This is a genomic window from Streptomyces sp. HUAS TT7 (genome assembly GCF_051550175.1).
Lineage (GTDB): Bacteria > Actinomycetota > Actinomycetes > Streptomycetales > Streptomycetaceae > Streptomyces.
The window spans coordinates 3,126,722-3,142,852 of the sequence record NZ_CP196175.1; the positions used below are offsets into that span (position 1 = coordinate 3,126,722).

The 16,131-nt window shown below is 67.9% G+C and carries 12 protein-coding genes; 2 read left to right on the plus strand and 10 right to left on the minus strand.

Annotated elements, in window-relative coordinates; translation table 11 throughout:
• Positions 1-4: 4 nt before the first annotated feature.
• The 10 genes from ACSHXC_RS13880 to ACSHXC_RS13925 form a co-directional block, all read right to left on the minus strand.
• Positions 5-979 carry an ABC transporter permease gene (locus ACSHXC_RS13880; RefSeq protein WP_438291885.1) on the minus strand — a complete coding sequence of 325 codons (975 nt, stop codon included), beginning with the start codon at positions 977-979 and terminating at the stop codon, positions 5-7.
• Positions 972-1,895 carry an ABC transporter permease gene (locus tag ACSHXC_RS13885; RefSeq protein ID WP_438291887.1) on the minus strand — a complete coding sequence of 308 codons (924 nt, stop codon included), beginning with the start codon at positions 1,893-1,895 and terminating at the stop codon, positions 972-974. Before ACSHXC_RS13885 ends, ACSHXC_RS13880 begins: the two co-directional genes overlap by 8 nt.
• An 83-nt stretch (positions 1,896-1,978) precedes the next feature.
• Complete coding sequence (locus ACSHXC_RS13890; RefSeq protein WP_438291888.1) at positions 1,979-3,607, minus strand: peptide ABC transporter substrate-binding protein; 1,629 nt, start codon at positions 3,605-3,607, stop codon at positions 1,979-1,981.
• 162 nt (positions 3,608-3,769) lie between these two features.
• Positions 3,770-4,918 carry an ABC transporter ATP-binding protein gene (locus tag ACSHXC_RS13895; protein ID WP_438291889.1) on the minus strand — a complete coding sequence of 383 codons (1,149 nt, stop codon included), beginning with the start codon at positions 4,916-4,918 and terminating at the stop codon, positions 3,770-3,772.
• Positions 4,911-5,969 (minus strand): ABC transporter ATP-binding protein, encoded by a 1,059-nt coding sequence (locus ACSHXC_RS13900; protein WP_438291890.1) that lies wholly within the window; start codon positions 5,967-5,969, stop codon positions 4,911-4,913. Before ACSHXC_RS13900 ends, ACSHXC_RS13895 begins: the two co-directional genes overlap by 8 nt.
• Positions 5,970-5,980: 11 nt before the next feature.
• Positions 5,981-6,916 carry an ABC transporter permease gene (locus tag ACSHXC_RS13905; RefSeq protein ID WP_438291891.1) on the minus strand — a complete coding sequence of 312 codons (936 nt, stop codon included), beginning with the start codon at positions 6,914-6,916 and terminating at the stop codon, positions 5,981-5,983.
• Positions 6,909-7,835 (minus strand): ABC transporter permease, encoded by a 927-nt coding sequence (locus tag ACSHXC_RS13910; RefSeq protein WP_438291892.1) that lies wholly within the window; start codon positions 7,833-7,835, stop codon positions 6,909-6,911. The genes ACSHXC_RS13905 and ACSHXC_RS13910 overlap by 8 nt, the downstream gene beginning before the upstream one ends.
• 134 nt (positions 7,836-7,969) lie before the next feature.
• Positions 7,970-9,595 carry a peptide ABC transporter substrate-binding protein gene (locus ACSHXC_RS13915; protein WP_438291893.1) on the minus strand — a complete coding sequence of 542 codons (1,626 nt, stop codon included), beginning with the start codon at positions 9,593-9,595 and terminating at the stop codon, positions 7,970-7,972.
• 502 nt (positions 9,596-10,097) lie between these two features.
• Positions 10,098-12,005 (minus strand): translational GTPase TypA, encoded by a 1,908-nt coding sequence (gene typA, locus ACSHXC_RS13920; protein WP_438291894.1) that lies wholly within the window; start codon positions 12,003-12,005, stop codon positions 10,098-10,100.
• 311 nt (positions 12,006-12,316) lie between these two features.
• Positions 12,317-14,659: an ABC transporter family substrate-binding protein gene (locus ACSHXC_RS13925; RefSeq protein WP_438291895.1), complete on the minus strand. Its 2,343-nt coding sequence runs from the start codon at positions 14,657-14,659 to the stop codon at positions 12,317-12,319.
• A gap of 323 nt (positions 14,660-14,982) precedes the next feature.
• Here ACSHXC_RS13925 and ACSHXC_RS13930 point away from each other — a divergent pair, with 323 nt between their 5' ends.
• Entirely contained in the window at positions 14,983-15,276 is a 294-nt protein-coding gene (locus ACSHXC_RS13930; protein ID WP_438291896.1) for a hypothetical protein, read from the plus strand.
• Between the two features lie 23 nt (positions 15,277-15,299).
• Positions 15,300-16,130: a hypothetical protein gene (locus tag ACSHXC_RS13935; protein ID WP_438291897.1), complete on the plus strand. Its 831-nt coding sequence runs from the start codon at positions 15,300-15,302 to the stop codon at positions 16,128-16,130.
• Position 16,131 lies beyond the last annotated feature (1 nt).

Consider the following 16,131-nt stretch of genomic DNA (forward strand, 5'->3'; position numbering starts at 1 on the left):
CTCCTCAACGCAGCTTGGGGTCGAGGGCGTCGCGCACCGCGTCGCCGAGCATGATGAACGCGAGCACCGTGATCGCCAGCGCCCCGGCCGGCCAGAGCAGCATGTGCGGGGCGTTGCGGATGTACTGGGAGGCGGCCGAGATGTCGATGCCCCAGGAGACGGTGGGCGGCTTGAGGCCGACGCCGAGGTAGGACAGCGTCGCTTCGAGCGCGATGTACGTACCGAGTGCGATGGTCGCCACGACGATGACCGGCGCCACGGCGTTGGGCGCGATGTGGCGGAGCAGCATGCGGGAGTTGGAGGCGCCGAGGGCGCGGGCCGCCTGGACGTAGTCGTTCTGTTTGGCGGTGATGACGGAGCCGCGGGCGATGCGGGCGATCTGCGGCCAGCCGAGCAGGATCATGAAGCCGATGACCGGCCAGACGGTGGCGGAGGTGACCACCGACAGGAAGACCAGGCCGCCGAGGACGACGGGGATGCCGAAGAAGATGTCGGTGACGCGGGAGAGCAGCGCGTCCCAGCCGCCGCCGAAGAACCCGGCGAGCCCGCCGACGAACGAGCCGAACAGGGCGACGCCGACGGTGGTGCACACGCCGACGGTGACCGAGGTGCGGGCGCCGTAGACGGTCCGCGTGTAGACGTCGCAGCCCTGCCCGTTGTAGCCGAAGGGGTGTCCTGGCTGGGAGCCCTCCTGCGCCTTGGCGAGGTCGCACTGGAGCGGGTTGCCGTCGGCGATCAGCGAGGGCCACAGCGAGATGACGACCAGGAAGAGGATGACCAGGCCCGAGAGGATGAAGACGGGGTTGCGGCGCAGGTCGCGCCAGGCGTCCGACCACAGCGAGCGGGGTTTTTCGGAGGGGCCGGTGCCGAGCGGCCCGCCGGGGGTCTTCTCCAGGGTGGCAGCCTCGCTCGCCGCGAGGTCCATCGCCCCGCCGGCCCCCGTCCCGGCGATCGCTCCGTCGTCGTAGGGCTCAGGCATAGCGGATCCTCGGGTCGAGTACGGCGTACAGAAGGTCGACGATGAGGTTGGCGACCAGGAAGACCAGCACGAGCACGGTCACGAAGCCGACCACGGTCTGGGTGCTCTGGCGCAGGATGCCCTGGTAGAGCTGGTAGCCGACGCCGTGGATGTTGAAGATCCGCTCGGTGACGATCGCGCCGCCCATCAGCGCGCCGACGTCCGTGCCGATGAAGGTGACGACGGGGATCAGCGAGTTGCGCAGCAGGTGCTTGGTGATCACCCGGCGCCTGGGCAGGCCCTTGGCGACGGCGGTGCGGACGTAGTCGGCGCGCGAGTTCTCGGCGATCGAGGTCCGGGTGAGCCGGGTGACGTACGCCAGCGACACGGACGCCAGCACGAGGCCCGGGACGAGGAGTTCGTTGAACGGGGCCTCCGGCGAGACCGTGGGTCTGATGACGCCCCATTCGACGCCGAGCAGCAGTTGGAGCAGCAGGCCCGTGACGAAGACGGGGATGGCGATGACGATGAGGGTCAACATCAGGACGACGGTGTCGACGGGCCGGCCGCGCCGCAGCCCCGTGACCACGCCGAGGCTGATGCCGATGACGATCTCGAAGAGGATCGCCACGATGGTCAGCCGGATGGTGACGGGGAAGGCGGCGGACATCAGCTCGGTGACCTTCTGCCCGTTGAACGCGGTCCCGAAGTCGCCGGTGAACACGTTCCCCATGTACGTCAGGTATTGCTGCCAGACCGGCTTGTCGAGGCCGAACTCCTTCTTGAGCTGGGCGGCGGTGGCGGGGTCGCAGGCCTTGTCGCCGCACAGGCCGGCGATCGGGTCCCCCATCACGTTCACCATCAGGAAGATCAGCAGCGTGGCCCCGAAGAAGACCGGGATCATCTGGAGCAGACGCCGGATCACATACCGTCCCATGAGGCCCTCCGGGGGTCGTCGGAACTCTCAACGGGCTTGGCCCGGCGCCGGGTTGAGCGCGCCGGGCCGTGCGCCCTACGGCGTCAGCCCACCTTGATCTGGTCGTAGACCGGGACGCTGAAGGGGTTCAGCGAGACGTTGGAGATCCGGGTCGAGTAGCCCGCGCTGCCGTTCTGGTACCAGAGCGGGATGGCCGCCATCTGGTCCCGTACGACGCCTTCGGCGTGCTGGAAGTCGGCGACCGCCTTCGCCTTGTCGGTGTCGGCGTTGGCCTGGTCGACCAGCTTGTCGAACTCGGCGTTGGACCACTTGCCGTCGTTGGAGGAGGCGCCGGTGTAGTACAGCGGCTGGAGGAAGTTCTGGATCAGCGGGTAGTCCATCTGCCAGCCCGCCCGGAAGGGGCCGGACATCTTCGACTGGGTGATCTGGCTGCGGAAGTCCGCGAAGGTGCCGACCGGCCCGCCGACGCACGCCTTGTCGTTGCCGAGCGCGTTGTTGATGCTGTTGCAGACCGCGTCGACCCATTCCTTGTGCGAGCCGGTGTCCGCGTTGTACGAGATCTTCAGCTGCCCGCCGGGGATGCCGCCGCCCTCGGTGATGAGCTTCTTGGCCTCGGCGGGGTTGTAGGTGCAGGAGTCCCCGCACAGCCCGGCCTTGTAGCCGCCGGCCTCGCCGAGCACCGGCGAGGTCCAGTCGGTGGCGGGGGTGCGGGTCTTCTGGAAGATGGTGTCGGTGATCTGCTGCCGGTTGATCGCCATGGAGATGCCCTTGCGGACCTTGACCGCGTCCGGGGTGTTCCAGGCGGCGTCGTAGTAGGGGAAGGCGAGGGTCTGGATGATGCCGGCCGGGGTGTTGATGTACCGGTCGCCCAGGTCGGCCTTCACGTTCTTGAGCTGGGAGGCGGGCACGTCGTCGACGAGGTCGAGGTTGCCGGCCGTCAGATCGGTGTAGGCGGTGTTGTTGTCGGTGTAGACCTTGAGGTCGATGCCGCCGTTCTGCGCCTTGTCCTCGCCCATGTACCCGGCCCACTTGCGCATCGCCAGCTTGGAGCCCTTGGTGTACGAGTCCACCGTGTACGGGCCGTTGCCGACGGGCTTGGACAGCCAGGCCGCGTGGTTGTCGAAGAAGGCCCTGGGCAGCGGGGCGAACGCGGGGTAGCCGAGGGTGTCGGGCCAGGTCGAGAACTTCTGGTTGAGCCTGACCGTGAAGGTCTTGTCGTCGACGACCTTGAGGCCGGACATGGTGTCGGCGGCCGGGGACCCGGTCTTGGGGTGGATCTGGGCGTAGCCGTCGATGTAGGAGAACATCGAGGCGTTCTTCTGGTTGTTCTTCAGGTTGGCGCCGTAGTTCCAGGCGTCCACGAAGGACTTGGCGGTGACCTTCTCGCCGTTGGAGAACGTCCAGCCGTCCTTGAGGGTGACCTTGAAGTTCTCGGAGTCGGTCGTCTCGATCTTGTCGGCGAGCATGTCCTTGGCCTCGCCGGTCTTCGGGTCGTACCGCTTGAGGCCGCGCGTGAGCATGTCGAGGACCTTGCCGCCCTGCACCTCGTTGGTGTTGGCCGGCTCCAGCGGGTTCTGCGGGTCGCCCCAGGAGGAGCTGACGATCCCTTCGGCGCCGCCACCGCCGCCGCTCCCTCCCCCACCGCAGGCCGTGGCCACGAGGGCGACGACCACCGCACCGGCGGCCCACTTGGCGTGCGCGGCTCCGCGCATGGAGTCCTCCTAGAGTCCCATTCGAGTCCCAAGTCTCACTTAGGCCCAAATATCACCCCGGAAGCGCAGATACCGCACCTTTACCAGCGCCGTACGGGCGCACAAACGGGTGGGCCCGCGATCCCGGTCGGGAACCGCGGGCCCACCCGTGTGGTGCCGGTGTCAGGCCGCGCCGACGACGTCCTTCTCCTCGGCGAAGTGGCACGCCGACTCGTGCGCCACCGGGCTGTCCAGACCCTGGAACCGCTCCGGGATCGCGAGCAGCGGGACCTCGGTCGAGCAGCGGTCCTCCGCCTTCCAGCAGCGGGTGCGGAAGCGGCAGCCCGACGGCGGGTTGGCGGGCGAGGGGACGTCACCGGTGAGGATGATCCGCTCGCGGTGCTCGCGCGCGTCCGGGTCGGGGACCGGGACGGCGGAGAGCAGCGCCTGGGTGTAGGGGTGCGTCGGGTGCTCGTAGATCTGCTGGTCGGTGCCGATCTCGGCCATCTTGCCGAGGTACATCACACCGACCCGGTCGGAGATGTGCCGAACGATCGACAGGTCGTGCGCGATGAACACGTACGACAGGTTGAACTCGTTCTGCAGCTTCTCCATCAGGTTGATGACCTGCGCCTGGACGGACACGTCGAGGGCGGAGACCGGCTCGTCACAGATGATGATCTCGGGGTTCAGCGCGAGGCCGCGGGCGATGCCGATGCGCTGGCGCTGACCGCCGGAGAACTGGTGCGGGTACCGGTTGATGTACTCGGGGTTGAGGCCCACGACGTCCAGGAGTTCCTGGACCTTGCGGCGCCGGTCGCCCTTCGGAGCCACCTCGGGGTGGATGTCGAAGGGCTCCCCGATGATGTCGCCGACCGTCATGCGCGGGTTCAGCGAGGTGTACGGGTCCTGGAACACCATCTGGATGTTGCGGCGGACCGCCTTCAGGGCCCGCCCGGACAGCTTGGTGATGTCCTGGCCCTTGTAGAAGACCTCGCCGGCGGTCGCCCGCTCCAGCGTCATCAGGAGCTTGGCGACGGTGGACTTGCCACAGCCGGACTCGCCCACGATGCCGAGCGTCTCGCCCTGGTACAGGTCGAAGGAGATCCCGTCGACGGCCTTGACCGCGCCGACCTGCTTCTTGAACAGGATGCCGCTGGTCAGCGGGAAGTGCTTGACCAGATTGCGGACCTGGAGGATCGGCTCGCCCCGGTCGACCGGGGCGTCGAGGATCGCCTCGACCTCGGTGGTCGTGGAGGCGTCCACCTTGACGACGTCGGTGACGTTGGGAGTGGCGTCCACGGCCTCGTCCTTCTTGTCGAGCTCAGCCATGGATCGTCTCCTTCCAGAAGTGGCAGGCGCTGCCGCGGCCGACCAGGTCGGTGCCGTCCTTCTCGGTGACCGGCAGCAGAGCCGGGACCTCGGTACGGCAGATGTCCTGCGCCTGAGGGCAGCGCGGGTTGAAGGCGCAACCGGTCGGGATCTTCAGGAGGTTGGGCGGCAGGCCCTTGATCGCGTACAGGTCCTGGCCCTTCTGGTCCAGGCGCGGGATCGAGGCGAGCAGTCCCTTGGTGTACGGGTGCGCGGGGCGCTTGTAGATCTCGTGCACCGGGGCTTGCTCGACGATGCGGCCCGCGTACATCACCGCGATCTTGTCCGCGACGTCGGCGACCACGCCGAGGTCGTGGGTGATCAGGATCAGGCCCATGTTGTACTCGCGCTGGAGCTCCGCGAGCAGGTCCATGACCTGGGCCTGGACGGTCACGTCGAGCGCGGTGGTCGGCTCGTCCGCGATGATCAGGTCCGGCTCCAGGGCGAGCGCCATGGCGATCATGATGCGCTGGCGCATACCGCCGGAGAACTGGTGGGGGTAGTCGGTGACCCGGGACTTGGCGGCCGGGATCTTGACCTTGTCCATCAGCTCGATGGCCTTGAGCTTGGCGTCCTTGCGGGACAGGCCCTGGTGCACCTGGAACATCTCGCCGAGCTGGTAGCCGACGTTGAGGACCGGGTTGAGCGCGGAGAGCGCGTCCTGGAAGATCATCGCGATCTTCTGGCCACGGATCTTGCGGCGCTCCTCGTTGGACATCTTGAGCATGTCCTGGCCGTGGAAGAGGATCTCGCCCTGCGGGATCTTCCCCGGCGGCATGTCGAGGATGCCCATGATCGCCTGGGCTGTCACGGACTTGCCGGAGCCGGACTCGCCGAGCACGGCGAGCGTCTCGCCCGCGTTCACCGAGTAGTTGACACCGTTGACCGCCTTGGCGACACCGTCTCGGGTGTGGAACTCCACGTGCAGGTCGCGGACTTCGAGCAGCGCACCGGACTCGTCCCCGGAGGGACGCTGTGCCGGGACGTTGAGGGTCTTGTCGATAGTGGTCACGTACGCCCTCCTCAGCGCAGCTTGGGGTCGAGGGCGTCGCGCACCGCGTCGCCGAGCATGATGAACGCGAGAACGGTGAGGCTCAGCATGCCCGCGGGGAAGAACAGTGCGTGCGGGGCCGTGCGGATCACGCGCTGGGCCGACGAGATGTCGATGCCCCAGCTGATCGTCGGGTCCTGCAGACCGATACCGAGGTAGCTCAGCGTCGCCTCGGCGCCGATGTAGCCGCCGAGCGCGATGGTGGCGACCACGATGACCGGGGCGACCGCGTTCGGCAGGATGTGCCGGAGCATGATCCGGAACGTGCCGGCGCCGAGCGCCCGGGCCGCGGTGACGTAGTCGGCGGCCTTGGCGGTGATGACGGCGCCGCGCATGACACGGGTCATCTGCGTCCAGCCGAGCACCGCGAGTGCGAACACCACGGTCCACACGGTGCGGTTGGTGAACGCGCTGAGGATCACCAGCGAACCGAGCAGCAGCGGGATGCCGAAGAAGATGTCGGTGATCCGGGAGAGCAGGGTGTCGACCCAGCCGCCGAAGTAACCGGCGATCATGCCCGTGATGCCGCCGACGATGGTGACCGCGGCGGTCACGCAGATGCCGACGGTGATCGAGGCCCGGGCGCCGTAGAGCGTACGGGCGTAGATGCTGCGGCCCTGACCGTCGTAGCCGAACCAGTCGGGCTGGAAGACGTGACCCCAGTTGGGGGTGGTCAGGTAGTGGTTGCGCAGATCGCCGGCGCGCGGGTCCACCGAGGTGAACAGGCTCGGCGCGATGGAGATGGCGATCAGCAGCACGATGAGCAGCGCCGAGAGGATGAAGACCGGGCGGCGGCGCAGGTCGCCCCACGCGTCCGACCAGAGGCTGCGCGGCTTGTCGACCTGGTCTGCCGGGGCGTTTACGGCCGCCGATCCGGGGACCGAGGTCTTCTCGATGGTGTCAGGCATACCGGATCCTCGGGTCCAGGACCGCGTAGAGCAGGTCGACGATCAAGCTGGAGAGGAGGTAGACGACGACCAGGACGGTCACGAAACCGACCACCGTCGCACCTTCCTTGCCGTTGATGGCTCGGTAGAGCGCGTTTCCGACACCCTGCACGTTGAAGATTCCCTCGGTGACGATCGCGCCGCCCATCAGGGCTCCGAGGTCGGTTCCGAGGAAGGTCACCACCGGGATCAGCGAGTTGCGCAGCAGGTGGCGGGTGATGATGCGGCGCTTGGGCAGGCCCTTGGCGACGGCGGTGCGGATGTAGTCCGCACGCAGGTTCTCGACGATCGAGGTGCGCGAGAGCCGTGCCACGTACGCGAGCGACAGCGAGCCCAGCACGATGGCCGGCAGCATCAACTGGCTCAGGTCCATGGAGTCCTGGACGGTCGGGGTGACCCATCCGAGGCCGTCCGAGAAGACCGCCTGGAAGACGTAGGCGAGGACGAAGATCGGCACGGAGATCACCAGGAGGGTGACGACCAGGACGAGCTTGTCCATGAGCTTGTTGCGGCGCAGACCCGAGAGGACACCGAGCAGCACACCGAGCACGAGCTCAATGGTGAAGGCCATGAGCGCGAGCCGGACGGTGACCGGCAGGGCCTCGCTCATCACGTCGGTGACCTTGCGGCCCGACATGGTCATGCCGAAGTCGAAGTGGGCCAGGTTGGAGATGTAGTCCCAGTACTGCTTCCACAGCGGCTGGTCCAGGCCCAGTTGGTGCCTGATGGCGGCGAGCTGGGCGGGGTCTGCCGCCTTGTCGCCCCACATGGCTCTGACGGGGTCGCCCGGCAGGGCGTACACCATCAGGAAGATGAGCAGGGTCGTCCCGAGGAATACCGGGATCATCTGGAGCAGTCGCCTCGCGACATAACGCCCCATGGTGCCTCCATAGATGGGTCGGCGCGACGGCGGCCGGATCGCTCCCCCAAAGAGTAGGGGGAGCGTCCGGCCGCGTCTTCACTGTGCCTGCTCCGCGATTGCGGAGCTTGGGGGTGGGCCGGATGCCGACCTGGTTACTTCTTCTTGACCTCGACCTGCGTGAAGACAGGGTCGCCGAAGGAGTCGTACTTGACGTTCTGGACCTTGTTCGACCAGCCCGCGTTGGTCTTGTAGAACCAGAGCGGGATGGACGGCATGTCCTTGAAGAGGACGCCCTCGGCCTGCTGGTACAGGGCCGTCGTCTGGTCGACGCTGGTGGCCTTGTCGGCGGCCTTGGAGAAGTTGTCGAACGCGGGGTCCGAGAAGCCCGAGTCGTTGGCCGAGGCGCCGGTGCCGTAGATGTCGCGCAGGAAGTTGGCGTTCAGCGGGTAGTCCTGCTGCCAGGCGGACCGCATGATGCTCTTGACCTGCTTGTTCGTGATGAGGTCACGAGCGGTCTTGAAGTCCGGCTTCGGGTCACCGGTGCAGTCGATGCCGGTGGCCTGGCGGATGGAGTTGCAGACCGCGTCCACCCACTCCTTGTGACCGCCGTCGGCGTTGTAGAGGATGGTGACCTTGTTGTTCGGGACGCCACCACCCGCGGCGATGAGCTCCTTGGCCTTGGCCGGGTTGTACGTGCAGGCGTCGCCGCAGGCGCCCTGCTTGTAGCCCGCCACGCCCGGGGCGACAAAGCTGTCGGCCGGCTGGCGCGAACCCTGGAGCACCGTCTTGGTGATGGTGTCGCGGTCGATCGCCATGGACAGACCCTGGCGGACCTTGGCCTTCTCCGGCGCCTTCCAGGCGTCGTCGTACATCGCGAAGGCGATGGAGGTGATGCCACCCTGCGGCTGGTCGACGGCGCGGTTGCCGAGGTCCGCCTTGTACTTCGGGAGGTCGGTCGGGTCGACCTGGTCGAGCACATCCAGGGTGTCCGAGGTGAGCTCCTTGTAGGCAGCCTCGGCCTGGGTGTAGTTCTTGAAGACGATGCCGCCGTTCTTCGGCTTGTCCTCACCCTTGTAGCCGTCGTACGCGGTCAGCGTGACAGCCTTGTTGTGCTCCCAGCTGACAAACTTGTACGGCCCGTTGCCGACCGGGTTCTCGCCGAACTTCTTCGGGTCGGCGTAGAAGGCCTTCGGCAGCGGCGAGAAGGCGGTGTAGCCGAGCTTGTACGGGAAGTACGACACCGGCTGGTTCAGGTCGACCTGGATCGTCTTGTCGTCGACCGCCTTCAGACCGGACATCTTGTCGGCCGTCGGGTCACCCTTCTCCGGGTGGACGTCCTTGTAACCCGCGATGTCCTCGAACCACGTCGAGTTGATCTGGTTGTTCTTGGTGTTGGCGGACCAGTTCCAGGCGTCGACGAAGGACGCGGCGGTCACCGGGGTGCCGTCGTGGAAGGTCCAGCCGGTCTTGATGGTGATCTTGTAGTGCTGGGAGTCAGTGGTCTCGATCTTGTCGGCCATCTGGTTCCGCAGCTTGCCCGTCGCCGGGTCGTAGTCCGTCAGGCCGCGGAACAGGTTCTTGATGATGCGGCCGCCGCCGACCTCGTTGGCGTTGGCCGGCTGCAGCGGACGCTGCGGCTCGCTGCTCTGGTAGCTGTAGACGCCCTTGGCGTCCACTTCGGCCTTCGCGTCGGAGCCCTTGCCGCCACCGCAAGCGGTAGCGCCCAGGGCGATGATTGCCGCTCCCGCGACCCACTTGGCGCTCGTAGCACCACGCATGGGTTTCCTCCTCATGAGTCCACTTGTCACTACAAGAGGGGTACTTCTACGCGCGCTGACACCCCTGACAGCGCTGTGACGTCAAGTACCCCGAGTGTGCTCGTGAGTCGGCACTCCCCACAGTGCGTGACCCATTGACCCGAGCTCAATGGAGCCAACTATTAAGTACGGCCGGGCTGTAAACCACACTTAAAGGGTCTCGTTTTGACAACATCGGTACCGGTCAACGGCCCGAAATCCGGACAAAATGAGCACAGACAGACACACCCGAAACGGACCGTTAACACATCTTCCGGAGAGCGACGCTCGATATCCGAACACCGTGCCTGTTAAAACAACTTGACCGTAGAGGGCCCCGGTCACTGTCCACGAGGCTCTTTGACAGTCCTTTGAACTTGATCGCCCTCGCGTGTGTACACGGCCGTTCAAACCCGGCCGGCAACGCCGAAGGCCCGGCCCCGCGAAGTACGCGGAACCGGGCCTTCTGGACGTACTGGGTACGTCAGTTGTGCTTGGCGCGCGAGGCGGTGCGGCCGCGCTCCTTCTGGTCCAGGACGACCTTGCGGATGCGCACGGCCTCCGGGGTCACCTCGACGCACTCGTCGTCGCGGCAGAACTCCAGCGACTGCTCCAGGGAGAGCTTGCGCGGCGGGACGATCGCCTCGAACGAGTCGGCCGAGGAGGACCGCATGTTCGTGAGCTTCTTCTCCTTGGTGATGTTCACGTCCATGTCGTCGGCGCGCGAGTTCTCGCCGACGATCATGCCCTCGTACACCTCGGTGCCGGGGTCGGTGAACAGGACGCCGCGCTCCTGGAGGTTCGTCATCGCGAAGGCGGTGACGGCGCCGGCCCGGTCGGCCACCAGCGAACCGTTGTTGCGGGTCGTCAGGGTGCCGAACCACGGCTCGTGGCCCTCGTGGATCGAGTGGGCGATACCGGTGCCGCGGGTGTTGGTCAGGAACTCCGTACGGAAGCCGATGAGGCCGCGGGACGGGACGACGAACTCCATGCGGACCCAGCCCGAACCGTGGTTGGACATGTTGTCCATGCGGCCCTTGCGGACACCCATGAGCTGGGTGACGGCGCCCATGTGCTCCTCGGGCACGTCGACCGTGAGGCGCTCGACCGGCTCCTGCACCTTGCCGTCGACGGTCCGGGTGACGACCTGCGGCTTGCCGATCGTCAGCTCGAAGCCCTCGCGGCGCATCTGCTCGACCAGGATGGCGAGCGCGAGCTCACCGCGGCCCTGGACCTCCCAGGCGTCGGGGCGCTCGGTGTCGAGGACGCGCAGCGAGACGTTGCCGATGAGCTCGCGGTCGAGGCGGTCCTTGACCTGACGGGCCGTCACCTTGCGGTCCTTGACCGCCGACTTCGCCTGGGCGCCCTTGCCGGTGCCGCCGCGGCCGACCAGCGGGGAGGTGTTGGTGCCGATCACCATGGAGATGGCGGGCTCGTCCACCGTGATCAGCGGCAGCGCGATCGGGTTCTCCGGGTCGGCCAGGGTCTCGCCGATCATGATGTCGGGGATGCCCGCGACCGCGCAGATGTCACCGGGGCCGGCCACCTCGGCCGGCTTGCGGGTGAGCGCCTCGGTCATCATCAGCTCGGTGATGCGGACGTTGGAGATCGTGCCGTCCCGCTTGATCCACGCGACCGTCTGGCCCTTGCGCAGCTCGCCCTGCTCGACGCGGAGCAGCGCGATACGGCCCAGGAAGTTGTCGGCGTCGAGGTTGGTGACGTGCGCCTGCAGCGGGGCGGCCTCGTCGTACTCGGGGGCCGGGACGTGGGAGAGGATCGTCGAGAAGAACGGCTCCAGGTTGTCGCTGTCGGCCGGGACCGTGCCGTTCTCCGGCTTGGTCAGCGACGCGACGCCGTCACGGGCGCAGGCGTAGACGATCGGGAACTCGATCTGGTCCTCGTCCGCGTCCAGGTCCAGGAACAGGTCGTACGTCTCGTTGACGACCTCGTCGATCCGGGAGTCCGGGCGGTCCGTCTTGTTGATGCAGAGGATGACGGGCATCCGGGCCTGCAGCGCCTTGCGGAGCACGAAGCGGGTCTGCGGCAGCGGACCCTCGGAGGCGTCCACGAGCAGGACGACCGCGTCGACCATCGACAGACCGCGCTCGACCTCGCCACCGAAGTCGGCGTGGCCCGGGGTGTCGATGATGTTGATGGTGATGACGTCGCCGCCATCCTTGGGGTGGTACTTGACGGCGGTGTTCTTCGCCAGGATCGTGATGCCCTTCTCACGCTCCAGGTCGTTGCTGTCCATCATGCGGTCGTCGAGCGACTCGGCGGCGTGCGCGGCGAAGGCACCGGCCTGCTTGAGCATGGCGTCGACCAGGGTGGTCTTGCCGTGGTCGACGTGGGCGACGATGGCGACGTTACGGATGTCGTGGCGCGTGGGCATGCTGGCTAGCGCTTCTCTCGATCGTGGGATCAGGCGTCTGACGCGGTCGAGTCCTCGTCCGCCCGCCGGGCAGACAGGCCACGGCTGCCTCCCATGGTACGGGGCCGCCGCGCCGACGGCCTCCCGGGCCGATTCTGCCGATCTTGAGCAGGGGGCTACGTCGTGATTGAGCCTGGGTCAGGGGCGTACACGACCTTGCCCGCCGGCGGGGCCGGCGGGCAAGTGACTTGAGCAGGTTCTGAGCTTGGGGCCGGTACCGGCGTCCGCTTCTGACCTGCTTTTTTTCTGTTCTACTTCTTACTGTTCTCCTTCTACTTCTTACTGTTCTTCGTCGCGTCGGGCGCCGTTTCCGGCTTCTTGAACCCGATGTCCTGGAAGTGCGGGACGCCGAACCCGAAGGCACCGGCATTGGCCACATTCGGCTTCACGGCGACCAGCTGCGGACGCTGGTAGAGCGGAATCGAGCCGGCCGCCGCCCAGATCCTGGCGTCGGCCTTCTGGACGAGGTCGCGGGCCTCGTCCTCGTCGAGCTCGGCGGCCGCCTGCTCGAAGAGCTGGTCGATGTGGTCGGTGCCGACCCGGCTGTAGTTCTGTTCGACGAGCAGCGAGCCGTCGGCGGCGGGCTCCGGCTTGGCGAAGATCGGCCGGTCGTCGGTGGCCGGGTAGGCGGTGCCGGGCCACGAGTACAGGGCCAGGTCGAAGTCGCCGGACGCGATGTGGTCCTTGAAGTAGCTGTCGTCGGCGACCTTGACGATGTCGGTGTTGATGCCGACGGCCTTCAGCTCGGCCGCGATCCTGTCGCCGACGGTGCGCAGCGCCTGCGAGCCGGGGCCCGAGGGCAGCACGAAGCGCAGGGTGAGCGGCTTGCCGTCCTTGCCGAGCGGGCCGCCCTGCGGCGCCGGGGCCGCGGTGCCCTTCGGGGCGTACGCGCCGGGGGCGCCGCCCTTGGGCCGGGCTTCGGTCTTGGTGTTCTTGTCGGCGGCCTTCTTGCCCTGCTCGGCGGGCTCGGTGTCGAAGATGCGGGCCTGCTTGAGCAGCGCGGCCCGCTGGATGGCGGCGGCGCGGTCCGGGGCGAGCACGGAGGAACCGGATCCGGCGCTGCCGGGCTTGTCGTCGCCGACGATGTAGGTGCCCTCGTCGTTGGGGTGGTTCCCGGTGGCGGGGTGGGTCGCGGCCGCCAGGCGCTTGCCGTCGTCGGAGTCCTCGCCGTCGGCCTCGCCGCCCGCCTTGGCGGGGACCTGCTTCGGCTTCATCCGGGCGCCGTCGGTCGTCCACCCGGCATCCGCGAGCAGCGCCCGCGCCTCCTTCTCGTCGTGGCTGCCCAGCGCGTCACTGCTGTCGGTGTACGCGTCCTGGCCGGCCAGGGCGAGGTGGCTGCCGGGGGGCCGGGCGGGCAGGCCGAGCGGCTTGAGGACCTCCTCGGCGATCTCCTGGCGGTTGAGTGCGCGGGCCACCGCGCGCCGGACCCGCTCGTCGGCCAGCGGCCCGGAGGCACCGTTGAGGGCGAGCTGGGTGTAGGCGGGCTCCAGGGTCTTGCGGATGGCGAAGCCGCGCAGCCCGGCCTGTTCCTTGGCGTACTTCTCGACGGCGGCCCGGCTCTCCTTGCGGGCCTCCTGCTCCGCCTCGGCCTTGTCGTCCTCGCCGCTGTGGGCGATCGCCCAGGAGCGCAGCGCGGAGGCGGGCGTGATCGCGGCGGCCGGGCCGTGCGTGACGGCCTGGCCCTTGTCGCGTTCGGCGAGGGTGATGCGGTCGGCGTCCGTGCGGTCGATCTCGGCCATGTCGACGGTGCCGGCGGCCAGGGCCGCGGCCCGCTTGTCGCGCGGCACGGCCTGTAGGACCAGGGTGTCGAGCTTGGCCGGGTGACCCCACCAGCGCGGGTTGCGCTCCAGGGTGACGACGCCCTTGGCGCGGTCGGCCTCCTTGAGCCGGAAGGCCCCCGCGGTCGCCTTCAGCTTCGTACGGGCGCCGTCGTTGAAGGAGTCGGGGGTGCCCGTGATGTCCTTCGGGTAGAGCGGGCTGAACAGGGAGCGCCAGTCGGCGTACGGCTTGGCGAAGGTGACCTTGACCTCCAGGTCGTTGGCACCCTTCTCGATCTTCTCGATGCGCTCGTAGCCGGCGTTGCGCGCGGTCCAGTACGCCGAGTCCTTGCCGCTGAGCGCGCGCCACTGGGCGACGAAGTCGGGGGCGCCGATCTCGCGGCCGTCGCTCCACACCGCCCTCTGGTTGAGCTTGTAGAGCACGACCTGCTTGGGCTCGCGCTGGACGACCTCGGCGGACTCCAGGTAGTCGGCGTTGCGCTCCGGCCGGCCCCGCTCGTCCAGCGTGAACAGCGCGGGCAGCACGGCCTGGGCGACCCGCTGGGTCGCGGTGTCGGCATCGGCCTGGAAGGTGTTGAGCGTCTCGGGCATCGCGTCGACGGCCCACCTCAGGGTGCCCCCGTCGGCGACTTGCGGCCGCTCGGCGACCGCGATGTCCTGGGGCGCGGCTCCCGCCTCGGTCCCGCTGTCGGCCGAGCCGCAGCCGGTCAGCAGCACGGGGAGCACGAGCGCCCCGGTGGTCAGGAGCGCGACGGAGCGCGACCGGACGCAGGCCGCGGTCCGGATCGCCGTGACGATCCGGGGCGCCCTCCCGTTCGGGTCACCGACGTGGGACATGGCTTGTACCTCTTCGTCAGATTTGCTGGGCTTGATGCCATTTCGCGATGATCACACCTATCCCAGCCACTGAAGGGGACGGGCCCGCCCCCCGGGTGGCGACACGGCGCAGCGGGCCCCGAACCCCACCCGTGCGGCCGAACGCACCCGCGAACACGACAGCCCCCGGCCGGCCTCGTTTCGAACACCGGCCCCATAGGGGGCGCGCCCCGATTCCGCAACCCCACAACGTCGTGCACGCACCTTCACAACCGCGCATGTGAGGCGCGACACTCTCAGGCGCATGAACATTGCCACCCGCTCCGGCGAAAGGCAGGCAAGTCATGTCCCTGCAAGACGAGTTGACGGCGGCTCAGCGCTGCCTGGACGACCTCGTGAAGAGCGTCGGGCGACTGGAGAAACAGGTCGGGCACAGCCTGGAGATCAGGCGGGTGAAGACCGACGCCGACCATCTGCGCGAGAGCCTCGCGCTGCTCCGCGAGACGGCACCCGGCGCCCCGGCGGCCCGGCCCGACCTGGTCACCATCCCCGACACCCCGTACGACACCTCGCTCTGGACCGATGCGGACGACGAAGGGCTCGGGAGCACCCGGTCCCGCGGCCGACGCGCCCCCTGACTTCACTTCCACTGGAGCCACTCTTGGCCACAGGCACGGAACCCTCTCCCCCGGCGGGGACCGGCACCGGCGTCCACGACGCCTCGCGCGCCGCCATCTCGCCCCGCCATCTGCGCACCGACCGCTGGTGGCTGGCGCCGGCCGTGACCGCCGCGGGGCTGCTCGCCTTCATCGTGTACTCGACCTGGCGTGCGTTCGCGAACGCGGACTACTACCACGCGCCCTATGTCTCGCCGTTCTACTCCCCGTGCCTCGCCGACAACTGCGCACCCATGCGGCACGGGCCGAACGCGGAGATCTTCGGCAGCTGGTGGGGCCTGTCCCCCGCGCTCCTCATCCTGATCTTCCCGCTCGGCTTCCGGCTGACCTGCTACTACTACCGCAAGGCGTACTACCGGGGCTTCTGGGCCTCGCCGCCCGCCTGCGCGGTGGCCGAGCCGCACAAGAAGTACTCGGGCGAGACCCGCTTCCCGCTCATCCTGCAGAACGTCCACCGGTACTTCTTCTACTTCGCGGTCCTGGTCGCGGGGGTCCTGACGTACGACACCGTGCTCTCGTTCCGCGACGAGCACTACGGGTGGGGCCACATGGGGCTCGGCAGTCTGGTGTTCCTGGTCAACATCGCGCTGATCTGGACGTACACCCTGTCCTGCCACTCCTGCCGGCACATCATCGGCGGCCGGCTGCGGCACTTCTCCAAGCATCCGGTGCGCTACCGGCTCTGGGGCTGGGTAGGAAAGCTGAATGAGCGTCACATGCTGCTGGCCTGGGCCTCGTTGATCAGCGTCGCGCTCGCCGACTTCTATGTGTATCTGCTCGCCACCGGGGCGTTCGACGATCCGAGGTTCTTCTAGA